This window comes from Mesorhizobium sp. LjRoot246 (assembly GCF_964254115.1).
Lineage (GTDB): Bacteria > Pseudomonadota > Alphaproteobacteria > Rhizobiales > Rhizobiaceae > Mesorhizobium.
In genome coordinates, this window is record NZ_CAXUSN020000001.1 from 1,940,139 (window position 1) to 1,961,729 (window position 21,591).

General features: G+C 63.0%; 25 protein-coding genes. 11 read left to right on the plus strand and 14 right to left on the minus strand.

Annotated elements, in window-relative coordinates; all coding sequences use genetic code 11:
• Nucleotides 1-71 precede the first annotated feature (71 nt).
• From ACSQ3L_RS09290 to ACSQ3L_RS09300, 3 genes are all read left to right on the plus strand, one after another.
• A complete protein-coding gene (locus ACSQ3L_RS09290) occupies nt 72-605 on the plus strand; it encodes a DUF934 domain-containing protein (protein ID WP_436159663.1) in 534 nt (177 codons plus the stop codon).
• 96 nt (nt 606-701) lie between these two features.
• Complete coding sequence (locus ACSQ3L_RS09295; RefSeq protein ID WP_436159664.1) at nt 702-2,306, plus strand: GMC family oxidoreductase; 1,605 nt, start codon at nt 702-704, stop codon at nt 2,304-2,306.
• 193 nt (nt 2,307-2,499) lie between these two features.
• Nucleotides 2,500-3,120: a DJ-1/PfpI family protein gene (locus tag ACSQ3L_RS09300; protein ID WP_436159665.1), complete on the plus strand. Its 621-nt coding sequence runs from the start codon at nt 2,500-2,502 to the stop codon at nt 3,118-3,120.
• Between the two features lie 43 nt (nt 3,121-3,163).
• Here the strand turns inward: ACSQ3L_RS09300 and ACSQ3L_RS09305 are convergent, their stop codons facing one another.
• The 3 genes from ACSQ3L_RS09305 to ACSQ3L_RS09315 form a co-directional block, all read right to left on the minus strand.
• Nucleotides 3,164-4,186, minus strand: coding sequence for a fatty acid desaturase (locus ACSQ3L_RS09305; RefSeq protein WP_436159666.1), 1,023 nt, complete (start codon nt 4,184-4,186; stop codon nt 3,164-3,166).
• Nucleotides 4,187-4,387: 201 nt separating this feature from the next.
• Nucleotides 4,388-4,768, minus strand: a complete 381-nt coding sequence (locus ACSQ3L_RS09310; RefSeq protein WP_436159667.1) for a hypothetical protein — start codon at nt 4,766-4,768, stop codon at nt 4,388-4,390.
• A 97-nt stretch (nt 4,769-4,865) separates the two neighbouring features.
• Complete coding sequence (locus ACSQ3L_RS09315) at nt 4,866-5,066, minus strand: hypothetical protein (protein ID WP_436159668.1); 201 nt, start codon at nt 5,064-5,066, stop codon at nt 4,866-4,868.
• Between the two features lie 238 nt (nt 5,067-5,304).
• On the opposite strand from ACSQ3L_RS09315, the gene grpE reads away from it, so the two are divergent.
• Together grpE and ACSQ3L_RS09325 are read left to right on the plus strand one after the other, a co-directional pair.
• Nucleotides 5,305-5,940, plus strand: coding sequence for a nucleotide exchange factor GrpE (gene grpE / locus ACSQ3L_RS09320; protein WP_136618518.1), 636 nt, complete (start codon nt 5,305-5,307; stop codon nt 5,938-5,940).
• Nucleotides 5,941-6,050: 110 nt separating this feature from the next.
• Complete coding sequence (locus tag ACSQ3L_RS09325; RefSeq protein WP_183448556.1) at nt 6,051-6,683, plus strand: trimeric intracellular cation channel family protein; 633 nt, start codon at nt 6,051-6,053, stop codon at nt 6,681-6,683.
• 111 nt (nt 6,684-6,794) lie between these two features.
• On the opposite strand, the gene ACSQ3L_RS09330 is transcribed toward ACSQ3L_RS09325, so the two are convergent.
• The 7 genes from ACSQ3L_RS09330 to ACSQ3L_RS09360 all read right to left on the minus strand — a co-directional run bounded on the left by ACSQ3L_RS09330 (nt 6,795) and on the right by ACSQ3L_RS09360 (nt 14,384).
• Nucleotides 6,795-7,670 carry a GNAT family N-acetyltransferase gene (locus tag ACSQ3L_RS09330; RefSeq protein ID WP_436163405.1) on the minus strand — a complete coding sequence of 292 codons (876 nt, stop codon included), beginning with the start codon at nt 7,668-7,670 and terminating at the stop codon, nt 6,795-6,797.
• Between the two features lie 182 nt (nt 7,671-7,852).
• Entirely contained in the window at nt 7,853-10,144 is a 2,292-nt protein-coding gene (locus ACSQ3L_RS09335) for an ATP-binding protein (protein ID WP_436159669.1), read from the minus strand.
• A gap of 142 nt (nt 10,145-10,286) precedes the next feature.
• Nucleotides 10,287-11,276 (minus strand): acrylyl-CoA reductase (NADPH), encoded by a 990-nt coding sequence (gene acuI / locus ACSQ3L_RS09340; RefSeq protein WP_436159670.1) that lies wholly within the window; start codon nt 11,274-11,276, stop codon nt 10,287-10,289.
• 57 nt (nt 11,277-11,333) lie between these two features.
• Entirely contained in the window at nt 11,334-11,840 is a 507-nt protein-coding gene (gene lspA, locus ACSQ3L_RS09345) for a signal peptidase II (RefSeq protein WP_436159671.1), read from the minus strand.
• A 13-nt stretch (nt 11,841-11,853) separates the two neighbouring features.
• Nucleotides 11,854-12,711: a TrmH family RNA methyltransferase gene (locus ACSQ3L_RS09350; protein WP_436159672.1), complete on the minus strand. Its 858-nt coding sequence runs from the start codon at nt 12,709-12,711 to the stop codon at nt 11,854-11,856.
• 1 nt (nt 12,712) lies between these two features.
• The gene (locus ACSQ3L_RS09355) at nt 12,713-13,804 is read right to left on the minus strand and encodes a class I SAM-dependent methyltransferase (protein WP_436159673.1); all 1,092 of its coding nucleotides are present in this window, start codon (nt 13,802-13,804) and stop codon (nt 12,713-12,715) included.
• A gap of 91 nt (nt 13,805-13,895) precedes the next feature.
• Nucleotides 13,896-14,384, minus strand: coding sequence for a DUF1772 domain-containing protein (locus ACSQ3L_RS09360; protein WP_436163406.1), 489 nt, complete (start codon nt 14,382-14,384; stop codon nt 13,896-13,898).
• Nucleotides 14,385-14,486: 102 nt separating this feature from the next.
• Here ACSQ3L_RS09360 and ACSQ3L_RS09365 point away from each other — a divergent pair, with 102 nt between their 5' ends.
• The 3 genes from ACSQ3L_RS09365 to ACSQ3L_RS09375 all read left to right on the plus strand — a co-directional run bounded on the left by ACSQ3L_RS09365 (nt 14,487) and on the right by ACSQ3L_RS09375 (nt 16,080).
• A complete protein-coding gene (locus tag ACSQ3L_RS09365; RefSeq protein WP_436159674.1) occupies nt 14,487-15,176 on the plus strand; it encodes a helix-turn-helix transcriptional regulator in 690 nt (229 codons plus the stop codon).
• 74 nt (nt 15,177-15,250) lie between these two features.
• Nucleotides 15,251-15,646 (plus strand): VOC family protein, encoded by a 396-nt coding sequence (locus ACSQ3L_RS09370; RefSeq protein WP_436159675.1) that lies wholly within the window; start codon nt 15,251-15,253, stop codon nt 15,644-15,646.
• Complete coding sequence (locus ACSQ3L_RS09375; RefSeq protein WP_436159676.1) at nt 15,643-16,080, plus strand: EVE domain-containing protein; 438 nt, start codon at nt 15,643-15,645, stop codon at nt 16,078-16,080. Before ACSQ3L_RS09370 ends, ACSQ3L_RS09375 begins: the two co-directional genes overlap by 4 nt.
• On the opposite strand, the gene ACSQ3L_RS09380 is transcribed toward ACSQ3L_RS09375, so the two are convergent.
• From ACSQ3L_RS09380 to sppA, 4 genes are all read right to left on the minus strand, one after another.
• Complete coding sequence (locus ACSQ3L_RS09380) at nt 16,077-17,042, minus strand: ornithine cyclodeaminase family protein (protein WP_436159677.1); 966 nt, start codon at nt 17,040-17,042, stop codon at nt 16,077-16,079. The genes ACSQ3L_RS09375 and ACSQ3L_RS09380 overlap by 4 nt on opposite strands.
• 37 nt (nt 17,043-17,079) lie before the next feature.
• The gene (locus ACSQ3L_RS09385) at nt 17,080-17,460 is read right to left on the minus strand and encodes a DUF1049 domain-containing protein (protein WP_436159678.1); all 381 of its coding nucleotides are present in this window, start codon (nt 17,458-17,460) and stop codon (nt 17,080-17,082) included.
• Nucleotides 17,461-17,493: 33 nt separating this feature from the next.
• Nucleotides 17,494-17,778, minus strand: coding sequence for an integration host factor subunit beta (locus ACSQ3L_RS09390; protein WP_006200394.1), 285 nt, complete (start codon nt 17,776-17,778; stop codon nt 17,494-17,496).
• An 82-nt stretch (nt 17,779-17,860) separates the two neighbouring features.
• Nucleotides 17,861-18,817 (minus strand): signal peptide peptidase SppA, encoded by a 957-nt coding sequence (gene sppA / locus ACSQ3L_RS09395; RefSeq protein ID WP_436159679.1) that lies wholly within the window; start codon nt 18,815-18,817, stop codon nt 17,861-17,863.
• 403 nt (nt 18,818-19,220) lie between these two features.
• Between sppA and lptC the strand changes: the two genes are divergently transcribed.
• Genes lptC through lptB form a run of 3 tightly spaced genes read left to right on the plus strand, consistent with a single transcriptional unit; the run spans nt 19,221 to nt 21,323 of the window.
• Nucleotides 19,221-19,934 carry an LPS export ABC transporter periplasmic protein LptC gene (lptC, locus tag ACSQ3L_RS09400; protein ID WP_436159680.1) on the plus strand — a complete coding sequence of 238 codons (714 nt, stop codon included), beginning with the start codon at nt 19,221-19,223 and terminating at the stop codon, nt 19,932-19,934.
• A complete protein-coding gene (locus ACSQ3L_RS09405; protein ID WP_436159681.1) occupies nt 19,921-20,505 on the plus strand; it encodes an LptA/OstA family protein in 585 nt (194 codons plus the stop codon). Before lptC ends, ACSQ3L_RS09405 begins: the two co-directional genes overlap by 14 nt.
• Entirely contained in the window at nt 20,505-21,323 is an 819-nt protein-coding gene (gene lptB / locus ACSQ3L_RS09410; protein WP_292185119.1) for an LPS export ABC transporter ATP-binding protein, read from the plus strand. The genes ACSQ3L_RS09405 and lptB overlap by 1 nt, the downstream gene beginning before the upstream one ends.
• Nucleotides 21,324-21,591 lie beyond the last annotated feature (268 nt).

The following is a 21,591-nucleotide window of genomic DNA, read 5'->3' on the forward strand; positions in this document are numbered from 1 at the left end:
ACCCGGAGGCCGCCAGCTTTGCGTGGGACGGACTTTCAGCGGACTTGGATCTTGGGGCTTTAGGAATCTTTATGACTGAACCGACGACACCGGAGACCCGGCTCTGGACCCCGACGGGTTTTCGCGAGGACGAGTGGACTCACGCCGAGAGCGCGGACGCGCTGTCCGGCAATGGCCGCTTCATCCTGCCGCTGCAGACGTTCCTCGATCTCGATCCGGAGGTGCGCCGGTCGGCCAGGGAACGGCTCGGCGTTGTGTTGCAGCCGGGTGATCAGCTCGAGAAGATCGCCGACCTGCTCGACCAGCTGTCGCTGGTGGCATTGGCCTTTCCGGCTTTCAGCGACGGCCGCTCCTTCTCCAAGGGAGAACTGCTGCGCGGACGCTATCATTTCGAGGGTGCCGTGCGCGCCACCGGCCAGGTGCTTGTCGACCAGCTGCCGCATATGCTGCGCCTCGGCTTCGACGAGTTCGAGATATCGAACCCTGTGCTGTTGAAGCGCTTGGAGGAGGGTCGCACCGGCGGATTGGGGCTCTACTACCAGCCGGCCGCCGTGCCGGAACCCAAGGGGTCGAAATATTCCTGGCGGCGCCTTCGCAACAGCTGACGCTGCGGTAATTCCCGACGTCTTTACATCGGCTCTGATCGGGCCTTCTCTGGGCTATCCGGACGGAAATATCCGCCGGGTGCGAGGAGGGGGATCATGGATTTCGACTATGTCATAGCTGGCGGCGGATCCGCCGGCTGTACGCTCGCCGCGCGGCTCTCCGAGGACCCATCGAAGACGGTCTGCTTGATAGAAGCCGGCGGCGAGGGCAGGAACCTGCTCGTCCGCGCCCCGGCCGGCGTCATAGCGCTGTTGCCGGGCCGGCCGAAAGTCAACAATTGGGCCTTCGAGACGGTGCCGCAGCAAGGCCTTGGCGGCCGCAAGGGCTACCAGCCGCGCGGCAAGGCGCTGGGCGGTTCGAGCGCCATCAACGCCATGCTCTATGTCAGGGGCCATCGCAGCGACTATGACGAATGGGCCGATCTTGGTTGCCACGGCTGGTCGTGGGACGAGGTGTTGCCCTATTTTCGGCGTGCGGAAGGCAATCAGCGCGGGGGTGATGCCCTGCACGGCGGCGAAGGGCCGCTGCGGGTTGCCGAGCAGCAGGAGCCGCGCGCGCTCTCCCGAGCCTTTGTCGAGGCCTGCGGCGAAAACCAGATCCGCCGCAACGATGATTTCAACGGGACCGAACAGGAAGGCGCGGGGCTCTATCAGGTCACGCAATTCTGGGGCGAGCGCCGCAATGGCGAGCGCTGCTCGGCGGCCGCCGGCTATCTGCATCCGGCTATGGACCGGCCAAACCTTACCGTCATCACTGGAGCGCACGCCACGGGGATTGTCCTTGCCGGCAAGCGGGCCACCGGCGTGCGCTACCGCGCGGGCAAGGGCGAAGCTGTAGCCAGGGCCAGGCGCGAGGTCATCGTCTGCGGCGGTGCCTTCGGTTCGCCGCAACTTTTGTTGCTGTCCGGGATCGGGCCGGCTGTCGAGCTTGCAGCGCACGGAATTCCGGTCGTTTATGAACTGCCCGGCGTCGGCAAGAACCTGCAGGATCATCTTGATTTCATCATGGGTTGGACATCGAAGGACGCCGACATGATGGGCATCGGCCTACGCGGTCTGCCTGGCCTGCTGCGGCACCTGCGACGCTGGCGCAAGGATGGCGGCGGCATGATCGCCACACCCTATGCCGAGGGCGGCGCCTTCCTCAAATCCGACCCGGCGATCGACCGGCCGGACCTGCAACTGCACTTCTGCATCGCCATCGTCGATGATCATGGCCGCAAGCTGCATATGGGTTATGGCTTTTCCTGTCACGTCTGCGTGCTGCGGCCGCATTCGCGCGGCGAGGTCGGGCTGTCGGCGCCGGATCCGTTGGCGCCACCGCGCATCGATCCGCGCTTCCTGTCCGACGAACGCGACGCCGACTTGTTGCTCAAGGGTGTCAGAATGATGCGCGGCATCCTGGAGGCGCCGGCGCTGGCCAAATACCGCGACAAGGAGATCTACACCGCCGGCGTTTCGAGCGATGCAGACTTGATGGCCCATATCCGTGCTCGCGCCGATACCGTCTACCATCCGGTGGGCACCTGCAGGATGGGCATCGATGATATGGCGGTGGTCGATCCGCAACTGCGTGTGCGCGGGATGCAGGGTTTGCGTGTCGTCGACGCCTCGGTGATGCCGACGCTGATCGGCGGCAACACCAATGCGCCGACCATCATGATCGCCGAAAAGGCAGCCGACATGATCAAGGCTGCCTGATCGGAATTCTGGTCAAACCAGTGGCGCTGGTTTTGCCTGATGTCGAATGCCCTGCGATGATTCCGCCGCCAATCGGCATCAATTGGTCTTACCAATTGTGCGATTTACGCTTTTCCTTTCGCCATCCTGCACTTAGGATAGGTTTATTATTTCGCGATCCGAAATAAATATCGCCACAAAGGGAGGAACCGGAATGGCTGGCAAGAAGATACTGATGCTCGTTGGCGAGTTCAGCGAGGAATATGAGATTTTTGTCTTTGAGCAGGCGATGCATGCGGTCGGCCATACCGTCCATGTCGTCTGCCCGGACAAGAAGGCGGGCGATGTATTGAAGACGTCGCTGCACGACTTCGAAGGCCACCAGACCTACACGGAAAAACCCGGCCACGACTACATCCTCAACAAGACGTTTTCCGAAGTGGACCCAGCCGGATACGATGCCGTCTATGCGGCGGGCGGGCGCGGCCCGGAGTACATCCGCATCGACAAGCGGGTACAGGCGCTGGTGCGGCATTTCCACGAGGCCGGCAAGCCGATCTTCACCATCTGTCATGGCGTGCAGATCCTGATCGCCGTCGACGGTGTGGTGCGGGGTAGGGAAGTCGCCGCGCTGCATTACTGCGAGCCGGAGGTCACGCTTGCCGGTGGCATCTATATCGACGTCGCACCGACCGGCGCTCATGTCGATGGCAACCTCGTATCGGCCAAGGGCTGGCCGGGCCTGTCCAATTTCATCCGCGAATGCCTGAAGGTGCTGGGCACCGAAATCCGCCATGGCGAGATCCTGATGCGCGATGAGCGCCAGGCAGCCTGATCCGGGATTTTAAAAGCCGCCGCGCCCATAGCGCGGCGGTCTTTTATACAGCCGCCCGTGCCTCGCGGAACGACACCAGCTTGCGGCGGTTTTCGTCCCACAACGCCAGTTTGACGCAGCGCAGGCTTTCGAGCAGCGTGACGCGTCCGATGGCGCGCAGTTCGGGATAATCGCGCAGCACTTCCTGCAACCGGTAGCACGGCACCTTGGCCGAGAGGTGGTGAACGTGATGGACACCGATATTGCCGGTAAGCCAGTTCAGCACCGGCGGCAGGTCGTAATAGGACGATCCGTGCAGGGCGGCGTGCTGAAATTCCCAATCGGCATCCTTCGCCCATTCCGTTTCCTCGAATTGGTGCTGGACGTAGAACAGCCAGATGCCGGCCGAACCGGCAAGGATGACGATCGGCAGATGGACCACCAGGAACGCGCCTGGGCCGACGAACCAGATGAGGATGGCTGCCGCGACCGCGATGCCAAGATTGGTGGTCATCGACGACACCCAAGGCGTCAGGCCGCCGCGCATCATGCCGACTGGCAGCCTTTGCTCGAAGATGAACAGCCAGATCGGCCCGAGACCGAACATCACCAGCGGGTGGCGATAGAGCCGATAGGCAAGGCGACCGCGCCACGACAGCTGCCGGTATTCGGCAACGGTCAGCGTCCTGATGTCGCCCATGCCGCGTTCGTCAAGATTGCCGGCGCTGGCATGATGCGTCGCGTGGGCGCGGCGCCAGCAGTCGTAGGGCGTCAGCGTCAGGATGCCGAGCGCGCGACCGATCCAGTCGTCCGCATAGCGATTGGCGAAGAAGGAGCCGTGGCCGCAATCGTGCTGGATCATGAAGATGCGTACCAGAAACCCGGCCGCGGGAAGGATCAGGACCAGTCCCCACCAATGGCCGTAGGCATAGGCCGCCGAGGACAGTCCCCAGAGTATGGCGAATGGAATGAGGGTGATAACGAGTTCGACGGCGCTGCGCCGCCTGTCGGGCTTCTTGTAACGCGCCAGAATCTTCAACCAGGCGCGCTTGCTATTGGCGACCGCCTCAGGGGAAATCATGTTCATCAGGAAGCATAGGCGGCGTGTCCCGCGACCGCAAGACACCAATCACGCAAAATTACTGTGCGTAATTGTCGCGTGCCCTGATGGTCGAGGCCAACCAACCGCAGATCGACTCGTTTGATCCGCCGAATCGGCGGGCTTTCAGCCCCTGGGAACCGATGCTCTCCCGTCGTTTGAGCATCGGTTTTCCACTTGGGTTGATCTCTATTCGCGATCGAGGATAGGACAGCCGCGCTCGGTGCCAAAAGTCACGCGCACGCGGTCGCCGTCCTGTCTGCCGCGGACGGTGATCTCCCGACGGCCGACGGACTCTATCCTTGCCCGGCGGATGCCCATTCTGTCCGCCTTGTCGAGAGCCCGGTCTTCCGTGCAGCCTCGCGATTGACGGCGGTCGCGCCGGTCGTCGCGACGGGGGCCTTCGCAATCGTCATAGGCGGGGTCGCAATCTTCCATGAGCTTCAGCCGTGGGCCATGTTTGCCCAGTTGCAGCTGCAGATTGTCCGCCTGCGCCGGAAAGGCCACCAAAGAGACGGCGCCGAGGCCGACAAGCGCCGTCAACAATGAGGTGATCGAAATCTTGCGCACTACGTCCTCCATTTGAACCACAACGGCCCATCACTAGATGGTTCGGCTCTCTCAGGCTATTGCTGATAGAGGTTCGCTGCCAAGATTGGCGGTTGCCTTACTGCCGGCGCCAACTGACGTCACGGCCCTCCGCCCTGTCCAGGCGGTCGAGCAGTTCTCTGAAGCGCTCGGGAATGTCGGCCTCGGTGCGGAAGGCCGGCAAGGTGCGCAGAAAGCGCGTCACCGTTTCGGCGGTGAACTGGCGCCTGACCTCGATCGCCAGCCCTTCTGCCTTTTTGCCCTTGTTGCGGGTCATCATCTCAAAATCCTGTGTCGGTTTCGAAACTCCTCCAGCAGGAGAATGGTTCCCGCATCACGCCTCTGTGGCAAGCAAAGCCGACGGTTAGGGTCAAATTTGAATTAAAATCGAGATGTCTTGCCTGTTGTTATCCTGCCTTGGCTGACCGTCTCCACAATCGCTTACCCCTTGATTTTTGGCTGCCAAACCTCGATATCGGGCACAAATCCATATCATTCGAGATTGACGGGAAACGGCGATGAGCGACCAGGCAAAAGACGAACGCGCGCCCGATGAAGTCGAGGCGACCGAGGCCACTGCCGAGCGCACGGAAGGCAGCATCGATGGCGACTATGAGGCGCTTGTGCGGCTGCTGAAAGAAAATGAAGAGCTGAAGGACCGTGCGCTGCGCGTGGCGGCCGAGATGGAAAATTTGCGTCGCCGCACGGCGCGCGACGTGCATGACGCGCGCACCTACGCGGTTGCGAATTTCGCTCGCGATATGCTGTCGGTGTCGGACAATCTGCGCCGCGCGCTGGACGCTATTCCCGCCGAGGCCAAGGCGTCGGGTGACGCCGGTTTCAAGGCGCTGATCGAAGGCGTCGACTTGACCGAGCGCGCCATGCTGTCGGCGCTGGAACGGCACGGGGTCAAGAAGCTCGCGCCTGAAGGCGAGAAATTCGATCCCAATTTCCACCAGGCGATGTTCGAAGTACCCAATCCGGATGTCCCGGCCAATACGGTAGTCCAGGTCGTGCAGCCGGGCTATTCGATCGGTGATCGGGTGCTGCGCCCGGCCATGGTCGGCGTCGCCAAGGGCGGTCCGAAGCTTGCCGCCGCTGAAGCGCCGGTCGAGCCGGGGCCTGTCAATGAACAGGCTGAGAAGGATGCGTAAGGGATAGTGAGTAGCGAATAGGGAGTAGTGAGTAGGGAAATAGGTGATAGCGGCCAACTGGCTTCGTGCTATTCCCTATTGGCTATTCACTACTCGCTATTCGCTCACTCATGAACCCCATCGCGCTTCTCGACTATGCCGGTGTCGCTGTTTTCGCCGCGACCGGGGCGCTTGCCGCTTCGCGTAAGCAGCTCGACATTATCGGCTTTCTGTTCCTGGCCAGCGTCACCGGGATAGGCGGCGGCACGCTTCGCGACGTCATCCTCAACCTGCCGGTTTTCTGGGTCGCCAACTCCGGCTACGTGCTGATCTGCGCCGTGGTTGCGGTGCTGGTCTTCTTCAGCGCGCATCGTGTCGAATCGCGCTGGAAATGGCTGCTCTGGCTCGACGCCATCGGGCTCGCAGCCTTTTCGGTGATGGGCGCGGCCAAGGGACTGGCGATCACCGGTTCGCCGGTCGTCTCCGTCATCACCGGCGTGCTGACCGCGACTTTCGGCGGCATTCTGCGCGACCTCCTTGCCGGTGAGCCATCGGTGTTGCTGAGGCCTGAAATCTACGTCACGGCAGCCCTTGCGGGTGCCGGCCTCTACACACTTGGCGATCTTGCTGGACTGCCGCCGCTCGCCTCGGACCTCGCCGGTTTTGCGGCTGCGTTCCTTGTGCGGGGCGGCGCGCTTAAATTCGGCTGGTCGTTTCCGTCCTATAAGAGCCGACCTGGTCGGCGGCCGGAAGATATTCCGTGAGAGGAGCGAATAGCGAATAGGGAGTAGCGAATAGGGATTGAACGAGATAATTTCCGCTGCTTTTAATTCGCTATTCGCTATTCGCTATTCGCTATTCGCTATTCGCTATCGTCACGCCGCGAAGCGCTGGGCTTCCCCGCCATAATAATTGACGTAGCGGGCACCGATTTCCTTGACCGGCATCACGACGAAGACGTCGACCGTCGAGAATTCGCGGTCGATGACACAGCCGTCGCCGATACGGGCACCGACGCGCAAATAGCCCTTGACCAAGGGCGGCATCGCCGCGATCGCGGCCTTGGTGTTGACGGCCTCGATCGGCATCAGGTCCATCGAGCAGTAGCGCCCGGACACCGCGCGCACGTCCCAGGCCGAATTCGTCCGGCAGTGATGGGCGAGGTAGGTGAGCGCCTCGGCATGCGCCGCCGGCACGGTGCCGTGGAAGGAAGCGCAACCGGTCATCACACCGATTTCGTAATGGTTGATGTAAGCCCAGATGCCTTGCCATAGCGCCTCGATGGTGCGCTTGGAGCGGTATTCCGGCAAAACGCAGGAGCGGCCGAGTTCGAGAAAACGCTGGCCGGGGTGACGGGCGATGAGCTTGGTCAGCTCGAATTCACCTTCCGAATAGAAACCGCCGGCCGTGGCCGCGATTTCCTGCCGCAGCAACCGGTAGGTGCCGACGATGCGGCGATGTTCGGGGCCGGAAAGCGTGGTATCCAAAACCAGCAGATGGTCGCAGAGCGGATCGAAGCGGTCGGCGTCACGGCGGTCATGGGCCTGGAAGAGGTCCTTCCTGGCGCCAAGCTCGTCGTAGAACACCCGATAACGCACTTCCTGCGCGGCCGCGATCTCGGCCTCGTTGCGGGCGAGCCGCACTTCGAGATTGCCGATACGGCCGAGTGCCGCGCCCTTTATGACGGAATCGACGTTACGTCCGGCAAGCAAGGCGCTGCTGGCGTTCGGCCGAGTGTCACATTCCGGCATAACTGTATGCACGAGTGATTCTCCTTCGAGCCATCCCTCTTGGCACGGGGATACGGTGTAGGTGCAACAGGATTGTGACAGTACCGTGATACGACGTCGTGGGCAATACTTCGTCGGCTGGCGAATACGATCAACCGGCTACGTTTAAGTGATCGCGCGGCGTGGAATTGGTGGTGGAAAGCTCAGGCCGCGGCGACCTGTCCCTCGACGGCATTGACCAGCGCCTCGGGGTCGAGCGGCTTGGTGACAAAGCCGCTGGCGCCATGGGCCAGCACCGCATGGCGGGTCTTTTCCTGGCTGTCGGCCGACAGGACCATGATCGGCACCGGTGGCACGGCGGTCTCCTCCTCATGGCGGCGGATGGCGGCAATCGCGTCCAGCCCATCCATGACCGGCATATGCAGATCCATCAAAACCACGTCGAAGCGGTGCTTGTACCCGGCGCTGGTGACAGCCTCGACAGCGGCCTTGCCGTTGCCGACCACCTTGACGCGATGCCCGGCCTTCAGCAGCGTGGCGCGAGCCAGCATGGCGTTGATGTCGTTGTCCTCGGCGATCAGCACAGACAGGCCTCGCTGGCGGTTGCCGACAGCACGAAGCGCGGGTGCGCCGCTGCTTTCCGGCTGCGGCTGGGCGAGGCCGGGAGCATGGCTGCTCAACAGCACACGCAAAAGTGTTCCGCCACGCACCGGCCTGGCCAGGAAGGTTGCGTAGCCGCCGGCACGGAACTCGCCAAGCATGCCACGGTCGGTCGGCGCGATCAGCGTGATCGCCTCGCAGTCGGCGAAACCGCTCTGGCGCAGGCGCTTGAGCAACCTTCCGTCGCTTTCTTCCATGGCCGCGTCGACCAGAAGCACATCGCAGCCGGCGGCGAAGAGCGCGGCCTGGGCGACGGTGGTGGCGACATCGACCGCGCCGCCATTGGCGCGGATGGTGCGGGCGATGGCTTCGGCCTCGACGGCGTTTTTCGACAGGATCACCGCGCGCCTGCCCAAAAGCGCGTTCTGGCGGCCCTGTGGTGCGTCGGTGGCCGATATCACCGGGATTTCGAAGACGAACTCGGACCCCTGGCCGAGGCGGCTGGATATCGAGATCGTGCCGCCCATGGCGGCCACCAGACGCCTGGAGATGGCAAGTCCGAGGCCGGCCCCGCCATGGGTGCGCGTCGACGTGCCGTCGGCCTGCTCGAATTCCTCGAAAATGCGCTCCAAATCCTCATCATGCAGGCCCGGACCGGTATCGGAGATGGTGAAGCAGATGCGGTCGGTGGTTTCGGTGCGCGCGCGTGCGATGCTCACCAACACGCCGCCGCTATCGGTGAACTTGATGGCGTTGCCGATGAGGTTGAGCAGCACCTGCCTGACCTTGCCCGGGTCGGCAGTGATCAATTGCGGCACGTCGGGTTCGACATGGCAGCCCAGCCCGATATCCTTGGCGAAGGCGCGCGCGGCCAGCAGTTCGATGATGTTGTCGGCGATCTCGCGCACCGACATCGGCTGCGGTTCGGGATCGAAGCGCCCGGCTTCGATCTTGGAATAGTCGAGAAGATCCTCGATCAGGGCAAGCAATGCGCTGGCTGAGGTCGAGACGGCGCCGACATAGGTCTGCTGCTCCGGCGACAGACTGGTGTCGGCCAGCAACCTTGCCATGCCCATGATGCCGTTCATCGGCGTGCGAATTTCATGGCTGACGGTGGCAAGGAAGCGCGATTTGGCCTGGCTGGCATATTCGGCCCGCTCACGTGCGGTGATCAGCGAGGATTCGGCGCGTTTGCGGGCGGTGATGTCGCGGGCGATCGCGCGGTGCGAAACCGCATTGCTGTCCTTGTCGCGCACCGACAGTTCGATCCACGAGAACCAGCGCGGGCCGCTCGGCGTGCGGATGGCGACATCGGTGGAACTCAGGCACTCATGATCGGAGAAGGCGGCATCGGGAACGACGCCGACATCGATGCCGAGTTCCGCCAGGGTCTTGCCGGCAAGGTCGCGTTGATCGGTTTGGACGAGATCGGCGAAGACCTTGTTTGCATAGACGATGTAGCCATCGCGGTCGCGATGAATGACGAGGTCGCCCAGTGCGTCGATGAGGCCGCGAAAGCGTTCCTCGCTCTCCTGCATCTCCCACATGCGATCGGCCAGCGTCTCGATCTCGGCGCGGCTGCGGGCGGTGGTCTCGTCAAGCAGGACCGCGGTGCGGTGTTCGCTGCGCCTGGCGCGCAGATGCATGGCAAGGACCGCAAGGCCGGTTGCCAGCAATGCGACGCTGATGAAGACCGGCGCCCCGGTTAGATGCGCCAGGCCTGCGACGACGAGGATGGCGACGAAGGCCAGGAACGGAAGGCCTTCGCGCTTGGCGGGTTCCGGTTCGGGCACCAACGGCGGCGCGGCGACAAAGCGTCGCGTCGACGTCGGCGGGAGCGCCGCATCGACGTCGTCGCCAGTGTCCGCCTCTTGGCTGTCGGATTCCGCGATCATGCGAAATCCTTGCCAGACAGAGATTATGGAAAATTGCGGCGGATCGTTCGAATTTTAGCGGATGGACGCTTTTCGCCGCTGCGGTGGTGGATTTGTCTTCAGGCGCGGCAATTCCGTCAGCTTTTCCGGCAGCCGAGCGGGTTCACATGTCGACGACGACGCGGCCGCGGATCTTGCCGTCGACGATGTCGCGCGCGGCATCGATGATGCCGTCGAAACCGATGGTCCTGGACAGACTGGCGAGCTTCTGCAGATCGAGGTCGGCGCCGATGCGCCGCCATGCTTCGAGGCGGACCGCCTTCGGCGCCATCACCGAATCGACGCCGAGCAGCGAGACGCCGCGCAGGATGAAGGGGGCGACGCTGGCCGGCAGGTCCATGCCGCCGGCCAGGCCACAGGCGGCGACCGCGCCGCCATAGGAGGTCATCGAGAGCACATTGGCCAATGTGTGGCTGCCGACGGCGTCGACGCCGCCGGCCCAGCGCTCCTTGGCCAACGGCTTGGCCGGCTGGGCAAGCTCGTCGCGCGATATCACCTCGGCGGCGCCAAGGTTGATCAAATAGGGGCTCTCGGCATTGCGGCCGGTGGAGGCGATGACATGGTAGCCGAGGCTGGACAGGATCGAGACCGCAACCGAGCCGACACCGCCGGCCGCCCCCGTCACCACCACAGGCCCGCGATCGGGCAGGATGCCGTGCCGCTCCAGGGCCATGACGCAGAGCATGGCGGTGTAGCCCGCGGTGCCAACGGCCATCGCGTCGTGCGGGCTGATGCCTTGCGGCAGCGGCACCAGCCAGTCACCCTTGACGCGGGCGCGGCCGGCATAGGCGCCGAAATGGGTTTCACCGACGCCCCAGCCGTTCAGAATAGCCTTGTCGCCGGCGCGCCAGTCGGGATGGGAAGACGAAATGACGGTGCCGGCGAAGTCGATGCCCGGCACCAGCGGCCAACGGCGGATCACCGGCGCCTTGCCTGTGATCGCCAGGCCATCCTTGTAGTTTACCGTCGTCGCCTCGACCGCGACGGTGACATCGCCTTCCATCAGGTCGGCTTCGGTGAGATCGGTGACCGTTACCGACTGCTTTTTCTCGGCGTCACGCGAAACGAGGATGGCTTTGAAGGTTTCGGACATCTCTTTCTCCGCGATCTGGTTTGGCGACATGAACTGTGCGGCGATGGCCGCACGGGGTCAATCTTTGGAGGGTTTGGAAGACTTGGCGTTCGAAGGCCCGGGTTCGCGCCGCCAGCCGATCAGCTCGTCGAAGACGACCATTGCCGCGCCCACCGAGATGAAAGCGTCGGCAAGGTTGAAGACGGCGAAGGACCAGACCGGCGTATGGAACAGGATGTAGTCGATGACGTGGCCGTAGACGGCGCGGTCGATCAGATTGCCGAGCGCGCCGCCGATGATCAGCGCAAAGCCGGTGCGGGCAAGGATCTGGGACGGCGCGATCCGCGTTGCCAGGAACAGCACGAAGGCAACGACCGCAAGCGAAATGACGATCAGCCCGGTGTCGCCGAAGGACGAGAACATCGAAAAGGCGATGCCGGTGTTGTAGGTGCGAAACAGCGCCAGGAAGGGCACCAGATCGAGCTTTTCCTGGAAGGGCAGGCCGGTCTCGACCAGGTGTTTTATCCACTGGTCGAGCGCGATGGCCGCGACGACAAGCAACGCGTAGGGAGACCATGATCTCACGGGCAGGCAACCTTCATTGCTGGTCCAGGATTGGTTCGAGCTTCAGCGCGCCGCGCCGGATCTCGAACAGCATGATGCCGGTGGCGACCGCGAGATTGAGCGAATCGGCGCGGCCCGCTTGGGGAATCCTGAGCAGCCTGTCGCAACTCGCAGCCAGACTTTCGGGCAGCCCCTGCTGCTCGTTGCCCATCATCAGCAGCACCGGGCCGCGGGAAAAATCGACCGAACGGTAGTCGACGGCGCCTTTCAGGTGGGTGCCGGCGACGAGGCCGGAAAAGCCGCCCCGCCAGGCAAGGAAAGCCTCGGTCGTCGCCTTGGCTACCGGCACGGCAAAGATCGAGCCCATGGTGGCGCGCACCGTCTCCACGGAAAAAGGGTCGGTGGTGTCGCCGACCAGGATGACGCCCTTGGCGCCGACGGCATCGACTGTGCGGATGACGGTGCCGAGATTGCCGGGATCGCGCACCCGGTCGAGCGCCACCCAGACGTCGCCATTGTCGGCACGGACATCCTTCAGGGCCAGAAATTTTTGCGAAAAAACCCCGACGACCATTTGCGGATTGTCACGGCGGGTGATGGCGACGAGCACCTTTTCCGACACTTCGAGCACCATGCCGCCGGCGGCAACCGTGCGTGCGGCGACCTTCTCCACCGCTGCGTTGCCGCGTCCGGCCTTGGAGAAAACCAATGTCCTGATCTGCCAGCCGAGATCGAGCGCATCGATGACCAGCTTCAGTCCTTCGGCCATGAAGGCGTTCTGCTGGTCGCGGAACTTCTTCAAGGCAAGTGCCTTGATGTCCTTGACCAGCGGATTGGCGAGGCTGGTGACTTCCTTGACCTGCCCGGGTGCGCCTGCGTGCCGCTCGTTCATGTCAGGCCACCCAACGCGAAAACAACGAGGTCGAAAGCGCCCGGCCGGCGGACTTTTCGCGGATGATCAGTTCACCCGATTCGATCTTGCCGCCCATGCCGGCAAAGGTGTCGCGCATCAAGGCATGGATGGCGAAGAAGGAGGCGCGGATCGAATAGGCAGTCAGCACCACGGCGAGCGGCTTCGGTGTCAGGATCGCACGGCAAAGGTCGGTCAAATCAGGCAGGTCCTCGAACAATTGCCAGACCTCTCCCTTGGGACCACGGCCATAGGCCGGTGGGTCGAACAGGATGATGTCGTAGCTGCTGCCACGGCGCTCTTCGCGTTCGGCGAATTTGACCGCGTCGTCGACGATCCAGCGGATCGGCTTGCTGCCGAGGCCGGCCATCTCCTGGTTTTCGCGAGCCCAGCCGATGGCTTTCTTCGAGGCATCGACATGAGTGACCTCGGCGCCGGCGCGGGCCGCCACCAGCGAGGCAAGGCCGGTATAGCCAAACAGGTTCAGCACCTTGACCGGCCGCTTCGCTGCCGCGATCAGCCCGGCCATGTGGTCCCAGTGGGAGGCCTGCTCGGGAAAGACGCCGACATGGCGAAACGAGGTGAAACGGCCGAGATAGTCGATGCCGTCATGCTTCATCGGCCAGGTCTCGCCCAGCGGCGTTTTGGGGAATCGCCAGCGGCCGATGCCTTCCTCGTCGGTGTCGCCGGTGAAGATGGCATCGGCGCGCTCCCAGTCCTTTGCCGGCAAGGCCTTTTGCCAGATTGCCTGGCCCTCGGGCCGCACGATCCGGTAGGGGCCGTATTGTTCGAGCTTCTGGCCGGTGCCGCTGTCAAGCAGCGCATAATCGGTATTGGGCGCGACTTCCAGGATCACAGGAAGCTGCTCGCTGGGCAGAGCGCCTTCGCGGCGGGCCAGGACGCGCGGCGCCTGTTTCGGTTCGGAACGGTTGTCCGGCTTCGCTTCATGCCGCTCACGTGGTTGCGCGTCCGGTCTGGCGGGAGCCTGGCCGGTACGCGGACGTGACACGTCCGCCGCACCCTTGGAGGATGGGTGCGGACGGTTGTCGCGGCGTTTGTCGCGGAAAGACTTCAAGCGAGAGCAACTCCGAGCGGCAGCTTGGCCCGCTTCTGCCACAGCCCACCCACCGGCGCAACAAAACGCACTGCCAGTGATTTCGAATGGCTCAACCGTGCCTGATGGAAAGCAGCCCGACGACCAGCGATATGAAGCCCGCGGCCTTGATGCCCGCGACGATCATATGGCCGGTTTCCCAGCGCAGCCGAATTGCGTCGAAGTTTTCCGGAATCGGTCCGGGGACCCATGTGCCCAGCACATCATTCACGGTTTTGACCAGAGCAAACCACGCCACAAGCGAGACCGCGTAGAGCACAGAAGCGGCCAACACGAACCAGAACGACGCGTGATCGCCGCGCAGCATCCATGCGAGAACTCCCGGGCAGACGATGGCTGCCACATCCAATGGTGCGCCGATCACTGCAAACAGCACGAACTGGCCGTTGAAAACGGTGGCTTCGCGCCAGAGCGACGGTGACCATTTCGTCAGTCGCGGCAGTGATTCCAGGAGATGAGCGAAGGATGGTCCGAGGCTGAGTGCTGCGATCGTGGCGGTCAAGACAGACCAGAACAACAGGAAGCCTCGAATCTCCGTCATTTCAAACAACGGGGCGACGCCGAAGGTGTTCCCGGTCGATGCCAAATCGCTTGCCGACGAAAGCACTGGGATCCTATCGTCCAACCTTGGTGGATTGCAAATATGTCCCGCTCCGAACGCCTGCTCGACCTGATCCAGACGCTGCGTCGGCACCGCCGGCCGGTGAGCGGGCAGACTCTGGCCGATGAGCTTGGGATTTCGATCCGCACGCTCTACCGCGACATCGCGACGCTGCAGGGCCAAGGTGCGCCGATCGAGGGTGAGGCGGGGCTGGGTTATGTGCTCAAGCCCGGCTTCATGCTGCCGCCGCTGATGTTCAGCGACGAGGAGATCGAAGCCATCGTGCTCGGCTCGCGCTGGGTCGCCAAACAGCCGGACCAACGTCTCTCGGCCGCTGCCACCAACGCGTTGGCCAAGATCGCCGCGGTACTGCCGGACGATCTGCGCGAGGATCTCGACGCGAGCACGCTGCTGGTCGGCCCTCCCGCCGGGGCAATCGAGAGCATCGACCTTGGCCTGGTGCGGCAGGCCATCCGTAGCGAGCGCAAGCTCGGCTTTCTCTATCGCGACGCGGGCGGCGCCGCGTCCAAGCGTGTCGTCTGGCCGTTTGCGCTGGGCTTTTTCGATAAGGTGCGGGTGGTGGTGGCGTGGTGCGAGATGCGACAAGATTTCCGGCATTTTCGCGCCGATCGCATCGCCGAACTCCAAGCAACGGAAACGCGCTATCCGCGGCGACGCCAGGCACTGCTCAAGGAATGGCGGGCGACGCTCGACAAGCCGCGTGGTTCATGATTGCTGCTGCCAGAATCTGACAGTAGCCTGTCCTATGTTCGCCAAGTCGAAACGCTGAACCTTGGAGAGCAGATATGGCAACCCCGAATTTCGTTATCCTCTATGTCGACCAGCCGCAGCAGAGCGGCGCCTTCTACAGTGCGCTGCTCGGCCGCGAGCCGGTCGAAAGTTCGCCGACCTTCGTCCTGTTCGTGCTCGACAACGGCTTCAAGCTCGGCCTCTGGTCGCGTCACACGGTCGAGCCGGCAGCCGCCGCGTCAGGCGGCGGCGCCGAAATCGTCTTTGCACTGGATACGCCCGACGCGGTCGATGCCACCCATGCCGACTGGTCCGGGCGCGGGTTGAAAATCCTGCAGACGCCGACCGACATGGATTTCGGCCGCACCTTCGTCGCCCTCGATCCCGACAACCATCGCCTGCGGGTCTATTGGCTGTCCGATGGGGAACAAGCCAATGGGGAACGGAAATGAGCACGTACTGGATCGCAGTGGCGTCGGCCGGGCACGTCCGGCGCGGCCGTTCCGGCGGCTTCATGCAAGTCAACCACGGCAAGGCTGCACCGCTGCGTCGCGTCAAGCCAGGCGACGGCATCATCTATTATTCGCCGACAACCATTTTGGGCGCGAAAGACGGGCTGCAGGCCTTCACGGCAATTGGCACGGTGCGGGATGGCGAACCTTATCAGGGTGAAATGGGCGGCGGTTTCACGCCGTCCCGCCGGGATGTCGAGTGGGCGAAGGCCGAGGAAACACCGATCAAGCCGCTGCTCGACAGGCTGGACTTCACCGCCGGCAAATCGAACTGGGGTTATCAGCTTCGCTTTGGCCTCTTCCCGATCAGCGCGCATGATTTTTCGCTGATTGCCGAGGCGATGGGCGCCAAAATGGCCTTGGCGGTGAATTAGGCCTTGAGCGCGTTGTAGACGGCAATGCCGGCGGCAAGGTCCTCGAGCGCGGCGCCGACCGACTTGAACAGCGTGATCTCGCCGGCGCTCTCGCGGCCCTTCTTCTGGCCACGCGCCAGTTCGTGCAGATCGGCGACGATGGCTCCCGGCTTCAGCACGCCGGAGGCCAGCGGCTGGACGATGTCGCCGGCCTCCTTGGTGGCGCCGGCGCGGGTGTCGACATAGACGCGGGCAAGCGCGATCGCGTCATCGTCGCTTTCGCGCATCGTCGGGGTAAAGCCGCCGACCAGATCGACATGGGTTCCCGGCCGCAACAGCGCGCCCTTGATCAATGGTGTGGTGGTGATCGTCGCCGAAGAGACGATGTCGGCCTGCCCGAGCTCGGCATCGAGATCGGTTGCTGCGCTGGCCGCGAAGCCCTCGGCGCGCAGATCGGCCGCGACCTTCTCGGCATTGGCCGGTGTGCGGTTCCAGATGCGGATGGCCTTGATCGGCCGCACGGCGCAATGCGCCTTGGCGAGGAAGGGCGACAGCGCGCCGGCGCCGACCACGAGCAGCCGCGAAGCATCGCTGCGGGCGAGATAGGAGGCCGCGAGCGCCGAAGCGCAGGCCGTGCGCCACTGTGTCAGCCGCTGGCCGTCGATCAAGGCCTCGGGCTCGCCGGTGCCCCCATTGAGCAAGAGATAGAGCCCCATCACGGCGGGCTTGCCTATGGCGTTGTTGTCGGGCGAGACGGTGACGATCTTGACGCCGACGTGACCGCCGGCCGATGTGCCGGCGGCGTTGAGGTCGGTCCAGGCCGGCATCAAAAGCAGGGTGGAGGCTGCACCGTCGGGCCGCTCGATCGTATGGTGATGCCTGACCGGCTGCACGGCACCGTCGCGAAACGCCGTGCGCAGCGTTTCGACCAGTCCGGGAAAGGTCAGCGCATGGTCGACCTCTGCGGCCGAAATGGTCAGCATGAAAAACTCCGTGGGGACAAAATCGCCGGCGGGCGGCTCAAGCGGTCGGCTTCGGCAATGCGGACCCTTGGGCAGACCCTTGTGCCGACCCTTGGGCCGATCCGTGGACCGGGCTTTGCGGTGCCGCCGGCGCACGGCTGACCGCCTGGCGCAGGTTCTCGGCCTCGACGCCGCGCTGGCGCGCCAGCTTGCGGTAGCGGCCCTGCTTGACCCAGGTTGCCAGGCTGCCGACGATCATGCCGACGGCGAGAGCCAGGAACAGGAAGATGAACAGCGGCAAAGTCAGCGTCAGCTTCGGATTGCCGGGGTTGAACGGATCCAGTGTGAAGGCGACCAGTTCGCGGTTGGCAACGGCGAGCGCGATCAGGATGATCGCTAGCGGCACGAAGATGACGATGAGTATGAAGCGATTGAACATGATGTTTTCCGTCGGAAGCTGGCTTGTCCGCGCCTACTTGCCGCCGTTCAGCCTTTCACGCAGCTCCTTGCCGGTCTTGAAGAACGGCACCCATTTTTCCTCGACTTCGACGGATTCGCCGGTGCGCGGATTGCGGCCGGTGCGGGCAGGGCGGTTTTTCACCGAAAAAGCGCCGAAGCCACGCAGTTCGACCCGGTTGCCTTCGGCAAGAGCGTCGGTGATTTCATCGAAGATCGCACCGACGATGTTTTCGACGTCGCGCAGGAAAAGGTGCGGATTGCGCGTGGCAATAATCTGCACAAGTTCGGACTTGATCATGAGACGTGTCCCCGTGAAAGCAGTGCGGTCAAAATTATGAGGATGATTTTATTTGCTTTTTTCACTTGCCCCAAACAGCTTATCAAGGGTGCCAGACGGAAACGAGACCGTCAAGAAACAAGCGATCGGCACCGAGTTCATGGATGACGTCGCCGCTGTAGGCGGGAAGGCCGAGCGCACTGCCGATCGTTTGCGCCATCGCTTTTGAGAACAGGAAGCCGCCGCGCCGTTCGGTGTCCTTCCATTCGACGACCTTGAGTTTGGCGTCGACGCCCTTGGTCGCCAGCCAGTCGACCGCGACGGTCTCGCCGCCGACGGCGTCGATCAGTCCGTTGGCGACACCCTGGCGACCGGTGAAGATCGAACCGTCGGCAAGCGCCAGTGCTTGCTCGCGGGTCATCTTGCGGCGCTCGGCAACGATGCCGACGAACCAGTCGTAGCTGTCGAGGATGAGCTTGCGGACCATGGCGCGTTCGTCGTCATTGGTCGGCTTGAAGGGAGAGGGCGCGGCCTTCAGCGGCGAGGATTTCACTTCCTCCAGCTTGACGCCGAGCTTGTCCATCAGCCCACTGACATCGGGATACTGGATCAGCACGCCGATCGAGCCGACGATGGAGGTCTTGCGGGCAACGATATGGTCGGCGGCACTGGCGATCATATAGCCAGCCGATGCGGCGAGCGTGCCGACTTCCGCCACGACAGGCTTGTCGGCGGCCAGCTTGCGCACCTCTTCATAGATCGATTCACCGCCGACGGTGGTGCCGCCTGGCGAATCGATCGACAGGATCACGCCCTTCACCTTCGACGACAGGCGGATGGTTTCCAGCCGCTCGATCAGTTCCTCGTCCTCGGTGATCGTGCCTTCGATCTTGACCTTGGCGATATGGTCGACCGTCGAGCCGCCGAAATCGTCGCCATAGAACCAGGCCGAAAGCGCAATCACCCCAACGGCTACGATGCCGATGGCGACGACGCGCCAGAATGTCAGCTTGCGCCGCAAGCGGCGGCGGTCGATCAGGTCGTCGGCTCTCAGTGCCATCGTCAGCCTTTCAGTCGGCGGGAGGAGACGCTTTTAGACCATGATCCTCGCATCTGGAAGCAATTCTCTTTTCCGCACGGCGAGACAATTCGCGTTCAGCGGCGAGACGACCGCCCGAGTCGACAGTCGGCCCAGCCGGCTCTGCGCTCTCCAGGCATTGGTCTGCTCACGTATTTGTGCAATCGCCGCGAGGTCGGGCGGCGGAACCGACCGTCGATAAATTTTACGCCGCGTGTCTGTTTCTGCTATGAAGAACGTGCAGTTGTGCGGACCTCATTTTCATCTGTACAAAGGCAGTTGTCACATTTTTGCAGTTTTCGTGGGCTTGTGCTTGCTTGAGGGCGCCGGCGTCCCACCTATAGGCGGTGCTCCAGGGTGGGCAGGGTTTAGAAGAAAGCAGTGAATGTTAGCGCGACCAATTGAATCGACCAACGCCGAGACGGAGTTGGCTCCCCCGGCGGATGGCCGGAAGCGGGGCGACGCTTTCGACCGCGCGCAGCGTCATTCGCGCCGCGTGCGCGTTCTCAAGTTTGCCGTGCCGGTGGCCGCGGCACTGATCGCCATCGCTTTCCCGGTCTACTCCTATCTCGCCGCACCTGTCTCCGTCACGGTCCAGGCGGAAGGCACGGCCTTTTCCAATGGCAAGCTGGTGATGGCCAATCCCAAGCTCAACGGCTTCACCAAGCAAAAGCAGCCCTATTCGATGACAGCCTTGCGGGCCATCCAGGATGTCAGCACGCAAGGCATCATCGAACTGGAAGGCATCGACGCCAAGATCCCGGTCGGGCCTGACAATATCGCGGCGATCAAGGCCTCGCGCGGAACCTACGATCGCAACGGCAATACGATGAACCTGACCAGCGACGTAACGATCACCACGACAGACGGCATGCAGGCCAGGTTCAAATCGGTCTTCCTCGACATGGGCAAAGGCACTATGAAGACGGGAGATCCCGTCGACGTCAGCCGTGAGGGGTCACGGATCACGGCGGATTCGATGTCGGTCCAGGACAATGGCAAGGTTCTGGTTTTCGAGAACAAAGTGCGCGTCAACATCGATTCCGCCGCCTTGAAAACGGCAGAGGGAAACAGCGGAGAAACCAATGCGGCTCAGTAGTTCGACGCGGCTCGCGGCTGCAACTTCAGCGTTGCTGCTGCTCGGACTTGTGCCGTCATTGGCGCAGACCACCAGCCAATCAGGCCTCAAACTGTCCGGCGACAAGCCGATCCAGATCGAAAGCGACAAGCTGGAAGTCCGCCAGGCCGACAGTCTCGCCATCTTCACGGGCAACGTCAGCGTCGTCCAGGGGCCGACATTGATGAAGGCCGGCAAGATGATGGTCTATTACGTCAAGGATCCCAACGCCGGCGCCAAGGGCGCGGAAGCGGCTGGCGCGGCAGCCATGACCGGCTCGGCCAACATCGATCACCTGGAGATCTCGGACAAGGTCTACATCAAGTCGGATGCGCAGGTCGCGACCGGCGATCAAGGCAGCTTCGATATGAAGAGCCAGGTTCTGGTGCTTTCGGGCAAAAAGGTCGTTCTGTCGCAAAACGACAACGTCCTGGTCGGCTGCAAGCTCACCGTGCAGATGAAAAGCGGATTGGCCCAGGTGGATCCATGCGCTGGACAACGCGTCCAGATGTCGATCACACCGCCGCCGAAATCGGGAGCGACGAACCCCTGATGGCCAGCCTGTCGTCGCTGACGGCGCGTCTTCCGGGACGGGCCGCCGGCAAGCTTTCGGCGCCGGCCACGGTGACCGTCGATAAGGGAAAGTTCAAGGGGACCCTGATCGCCAAGGGGCTCACCAAGAGCTACAAGGGCCGCAAGGTCGTCAGCGGCGTCACCATCGGCGTGCGCGCCGGCGAGGCCGTTGGGCTGCTCGGCCCCAATGGCGCCGGCAAGACGACCTGTTTCTACATGGTCACCGGCCTGGTGCCGGTGGATGAAGGCACGATCGAGATCGACGGCTTCGACGTCACGTCGATGCCGATGTATCGGCGCGCCCGCCTCGGTATCGGCTACCTGCCGCAGGAGGCGTCGATTTTCCGTGGCCTTAATGTCGAGCAGAATATCCGTGCGGTGCTGGAGGTGGTCGAAAAGGACCGCAAGGTGCGCGAGCGCAATCTCGACGAGCTGCTCGAGGAATTCCACATCAGCCATCTGCGCAAAGCGCCGTCCATGTCGCTCTCAGGCGGCGAGCGGCGACGCCTGGAAATCGCGCGCGCGCTGGCGACACGTCCCGCCTACATGCTGCTGGACGAGCCTTTTGCCGGCATCGATCCGATCGCTGTCGCCGACATCCAGCAATTGGTGCGCCACCTGACGGCGCGCGGCATCGGCGTTCTCATCACCGATCACAATGTGCGCGAAACGCTCGGCCTGATCGACCGCGCCTACATCATCCATGCCGGCCAGGTGCTGACCCATGGAAGGGCCGATGAAGTGGTGGCAAACCCGGATGTGCGGCGGCTTTACCTCGGCGAGGGCTTTACGCTCTGAATCTTTGTTTGACTCAATTCCCAAGGGAAAGCGCTATGCGCTTTTCCCGGGAAAACCGTTTCACACTTTTCCTGGAATTGCTCTGAGTGTGAAATTTGTTTCCTGACACGATTTTTGCGGCTCGCCCGGCCCTTTTTCCTCGATTTTGCTCCGAGATAACGCTCCGGTAAGTGCGTTTTGCTAGCAATTGCCTTGACAAGCAAAAGCCGGGCCAGTTTCTATGACCGGCTGCAAAAATTCCTTTCCGGAAGTCCGGATGCGTAGACGA

Coding starts and splice junctions, on each gene's coding strand:
- ACSQ3L_RS09350 (WP_436159672.1), bottom strand. CDS start 12,711: ATGAACGAGCGGCACGCAGGCGCACCCGGGCAGGTCAAGGAAGTCACC.
- ACSQ3L_RS09365 (WP_436159674.1), top strand. CDS start 14,487: ATGTCCCGCTCCGAACGCCTGCTCGACCTGATCCAGACGCTGCGTCGG.
- ACSQ3L_RS09295 (WP_436159664.1), top strand. CDS start 702: ATGGATTTCGACTATGTCATAGCTGGCGGCGGATCCGCCGGCTGTACG.
- ACSQ3L_RS09335 (WP_436159669.1), bottom strand. CDS start 10,144: ATGATCGCGGAATCCGACAGCCAAGAGGCGGACACTGGCGACGACGTC.
- ACSQ3L_RS09300 (WP_436159665.1), top strand. CDS start 2,500: ATGGCTGGCAAGAAGATACTGATGCTCGTTGGCGAGTTCAGCGAGGAA.
- ACSQ3L_RS09325 (WP_183448556.1), top strand. CDS start 6,051: ATGAACCCCATCGCGCTTCTCGACTATGCCGGTGTCGCTGTTTTCGCC.
- ACSQ3L_RS09370 (WP_436159675.1), top strand. CDS start 15,251: ATGGCAACCCCGAATTTCGTTATCCTCTATGTCGACCAGCCGCAGCAG.
- sppA (WP_436159679.1), bottom strand. CDS start 18,817: ATGGCACTGAGAGCCGACGACCTGATCGACCGCCGCCGCTTGCGGCGC.
- ACSQ3L_RS09375 (WP_436159676.1), top strand. CDS start 15,643: ATGAGCACGTACTGGATCGCAGTGGCGTCGGCCGGGCACGTCCGGCGC.
- ACSQ3L_RS09305 (WP_436159666.1), bottom strand. CDS start 4,186: ATGAACATGATTTCCCCTGAGGCGGTCGCCAATAGCAAGCGCGCCTGG.
- acuI (WP_436159670.1), bottom strand. CDS start 11,276: ATGTCCGAAACCTTCAAAGCCATCCTCGTTTCGCGTGACGCCGAGAAA.
- ACSQ3L_RS09315 (WP_436159668.1), bottom strand. CDS start 5,066: ATGATGACCCGCAACAAGGGCAAAAAGGCAGAAGGGCTGGCGATCGAG.
- ACSQ3L_RS09390 (WP_006200394.1), bottom strand. CDS start 17,778: ATGATCAAGTCCGAACTTGTGCAGATTATTGCCACGCGCAATCCGCAC.
- ACSQ3L_RS09330 (WP_436163405.1), bottom strand. CDS start 7,670: ATGCCGGAATGTGACACTCGGCCGAACGCCAGCAGCGCCTTGCTTGCC.
- ACSQ3L_RS09405 (WP_436159681.1), top strand. CDS start 19,921: ATGCGGCTCAGTAGTTCGACGCGGCTCGCGGCTGCAACTTCAGCGTTG.
- ACSQ3L_RS09380 (WP_436159677.1), bottom strand. CDS start 17,042: ATGCTGACCATTTCGGCCGCAGAGGTCGACCATGCGCTGACCTTTCCC.
- ACSQ3L_RS09290 (WP_436159663.1), top strand. CDS start 72: ATGACTGAACCGACGACACCGGAGACCCGGCTCTGGACCCCGACGGGT.
- lptB (WP_292185119.1), top strand. CDS start 20,505: ATGGCCAGCCTGTCGTCGCTGACGGCGCGTCTTCCGGGACGGGCCGCC.
- ACSQ3L_RS09385 (WP_436159678.1), bottom strand. CDS start 17,460: ATGTTCAATCGCTTCATACTCATCGTCATCTTCGTGCCGCTAGCGATC.
- ACSQ3L_RS09360 (WP_436163406.1), bottom strand. CDS start 14,384: ATGACGGAGATTCGAGGCTTCCTGTTGTTCTGGTCTGTCTTGACCGCC.
- grpE (WP_136618518.1), top strand. CDS start 5,305: ATGAGCGACCAGGCAAAAGACGAACGCGCGCCCGATGAAGTCGAGGCG.
- lptC (WP_436159680.1), top strand. CDS start 19,221: ATGTTAGCGCGACCAATTGAATCGACCAACGCCGAGACGGAGTTGGCT.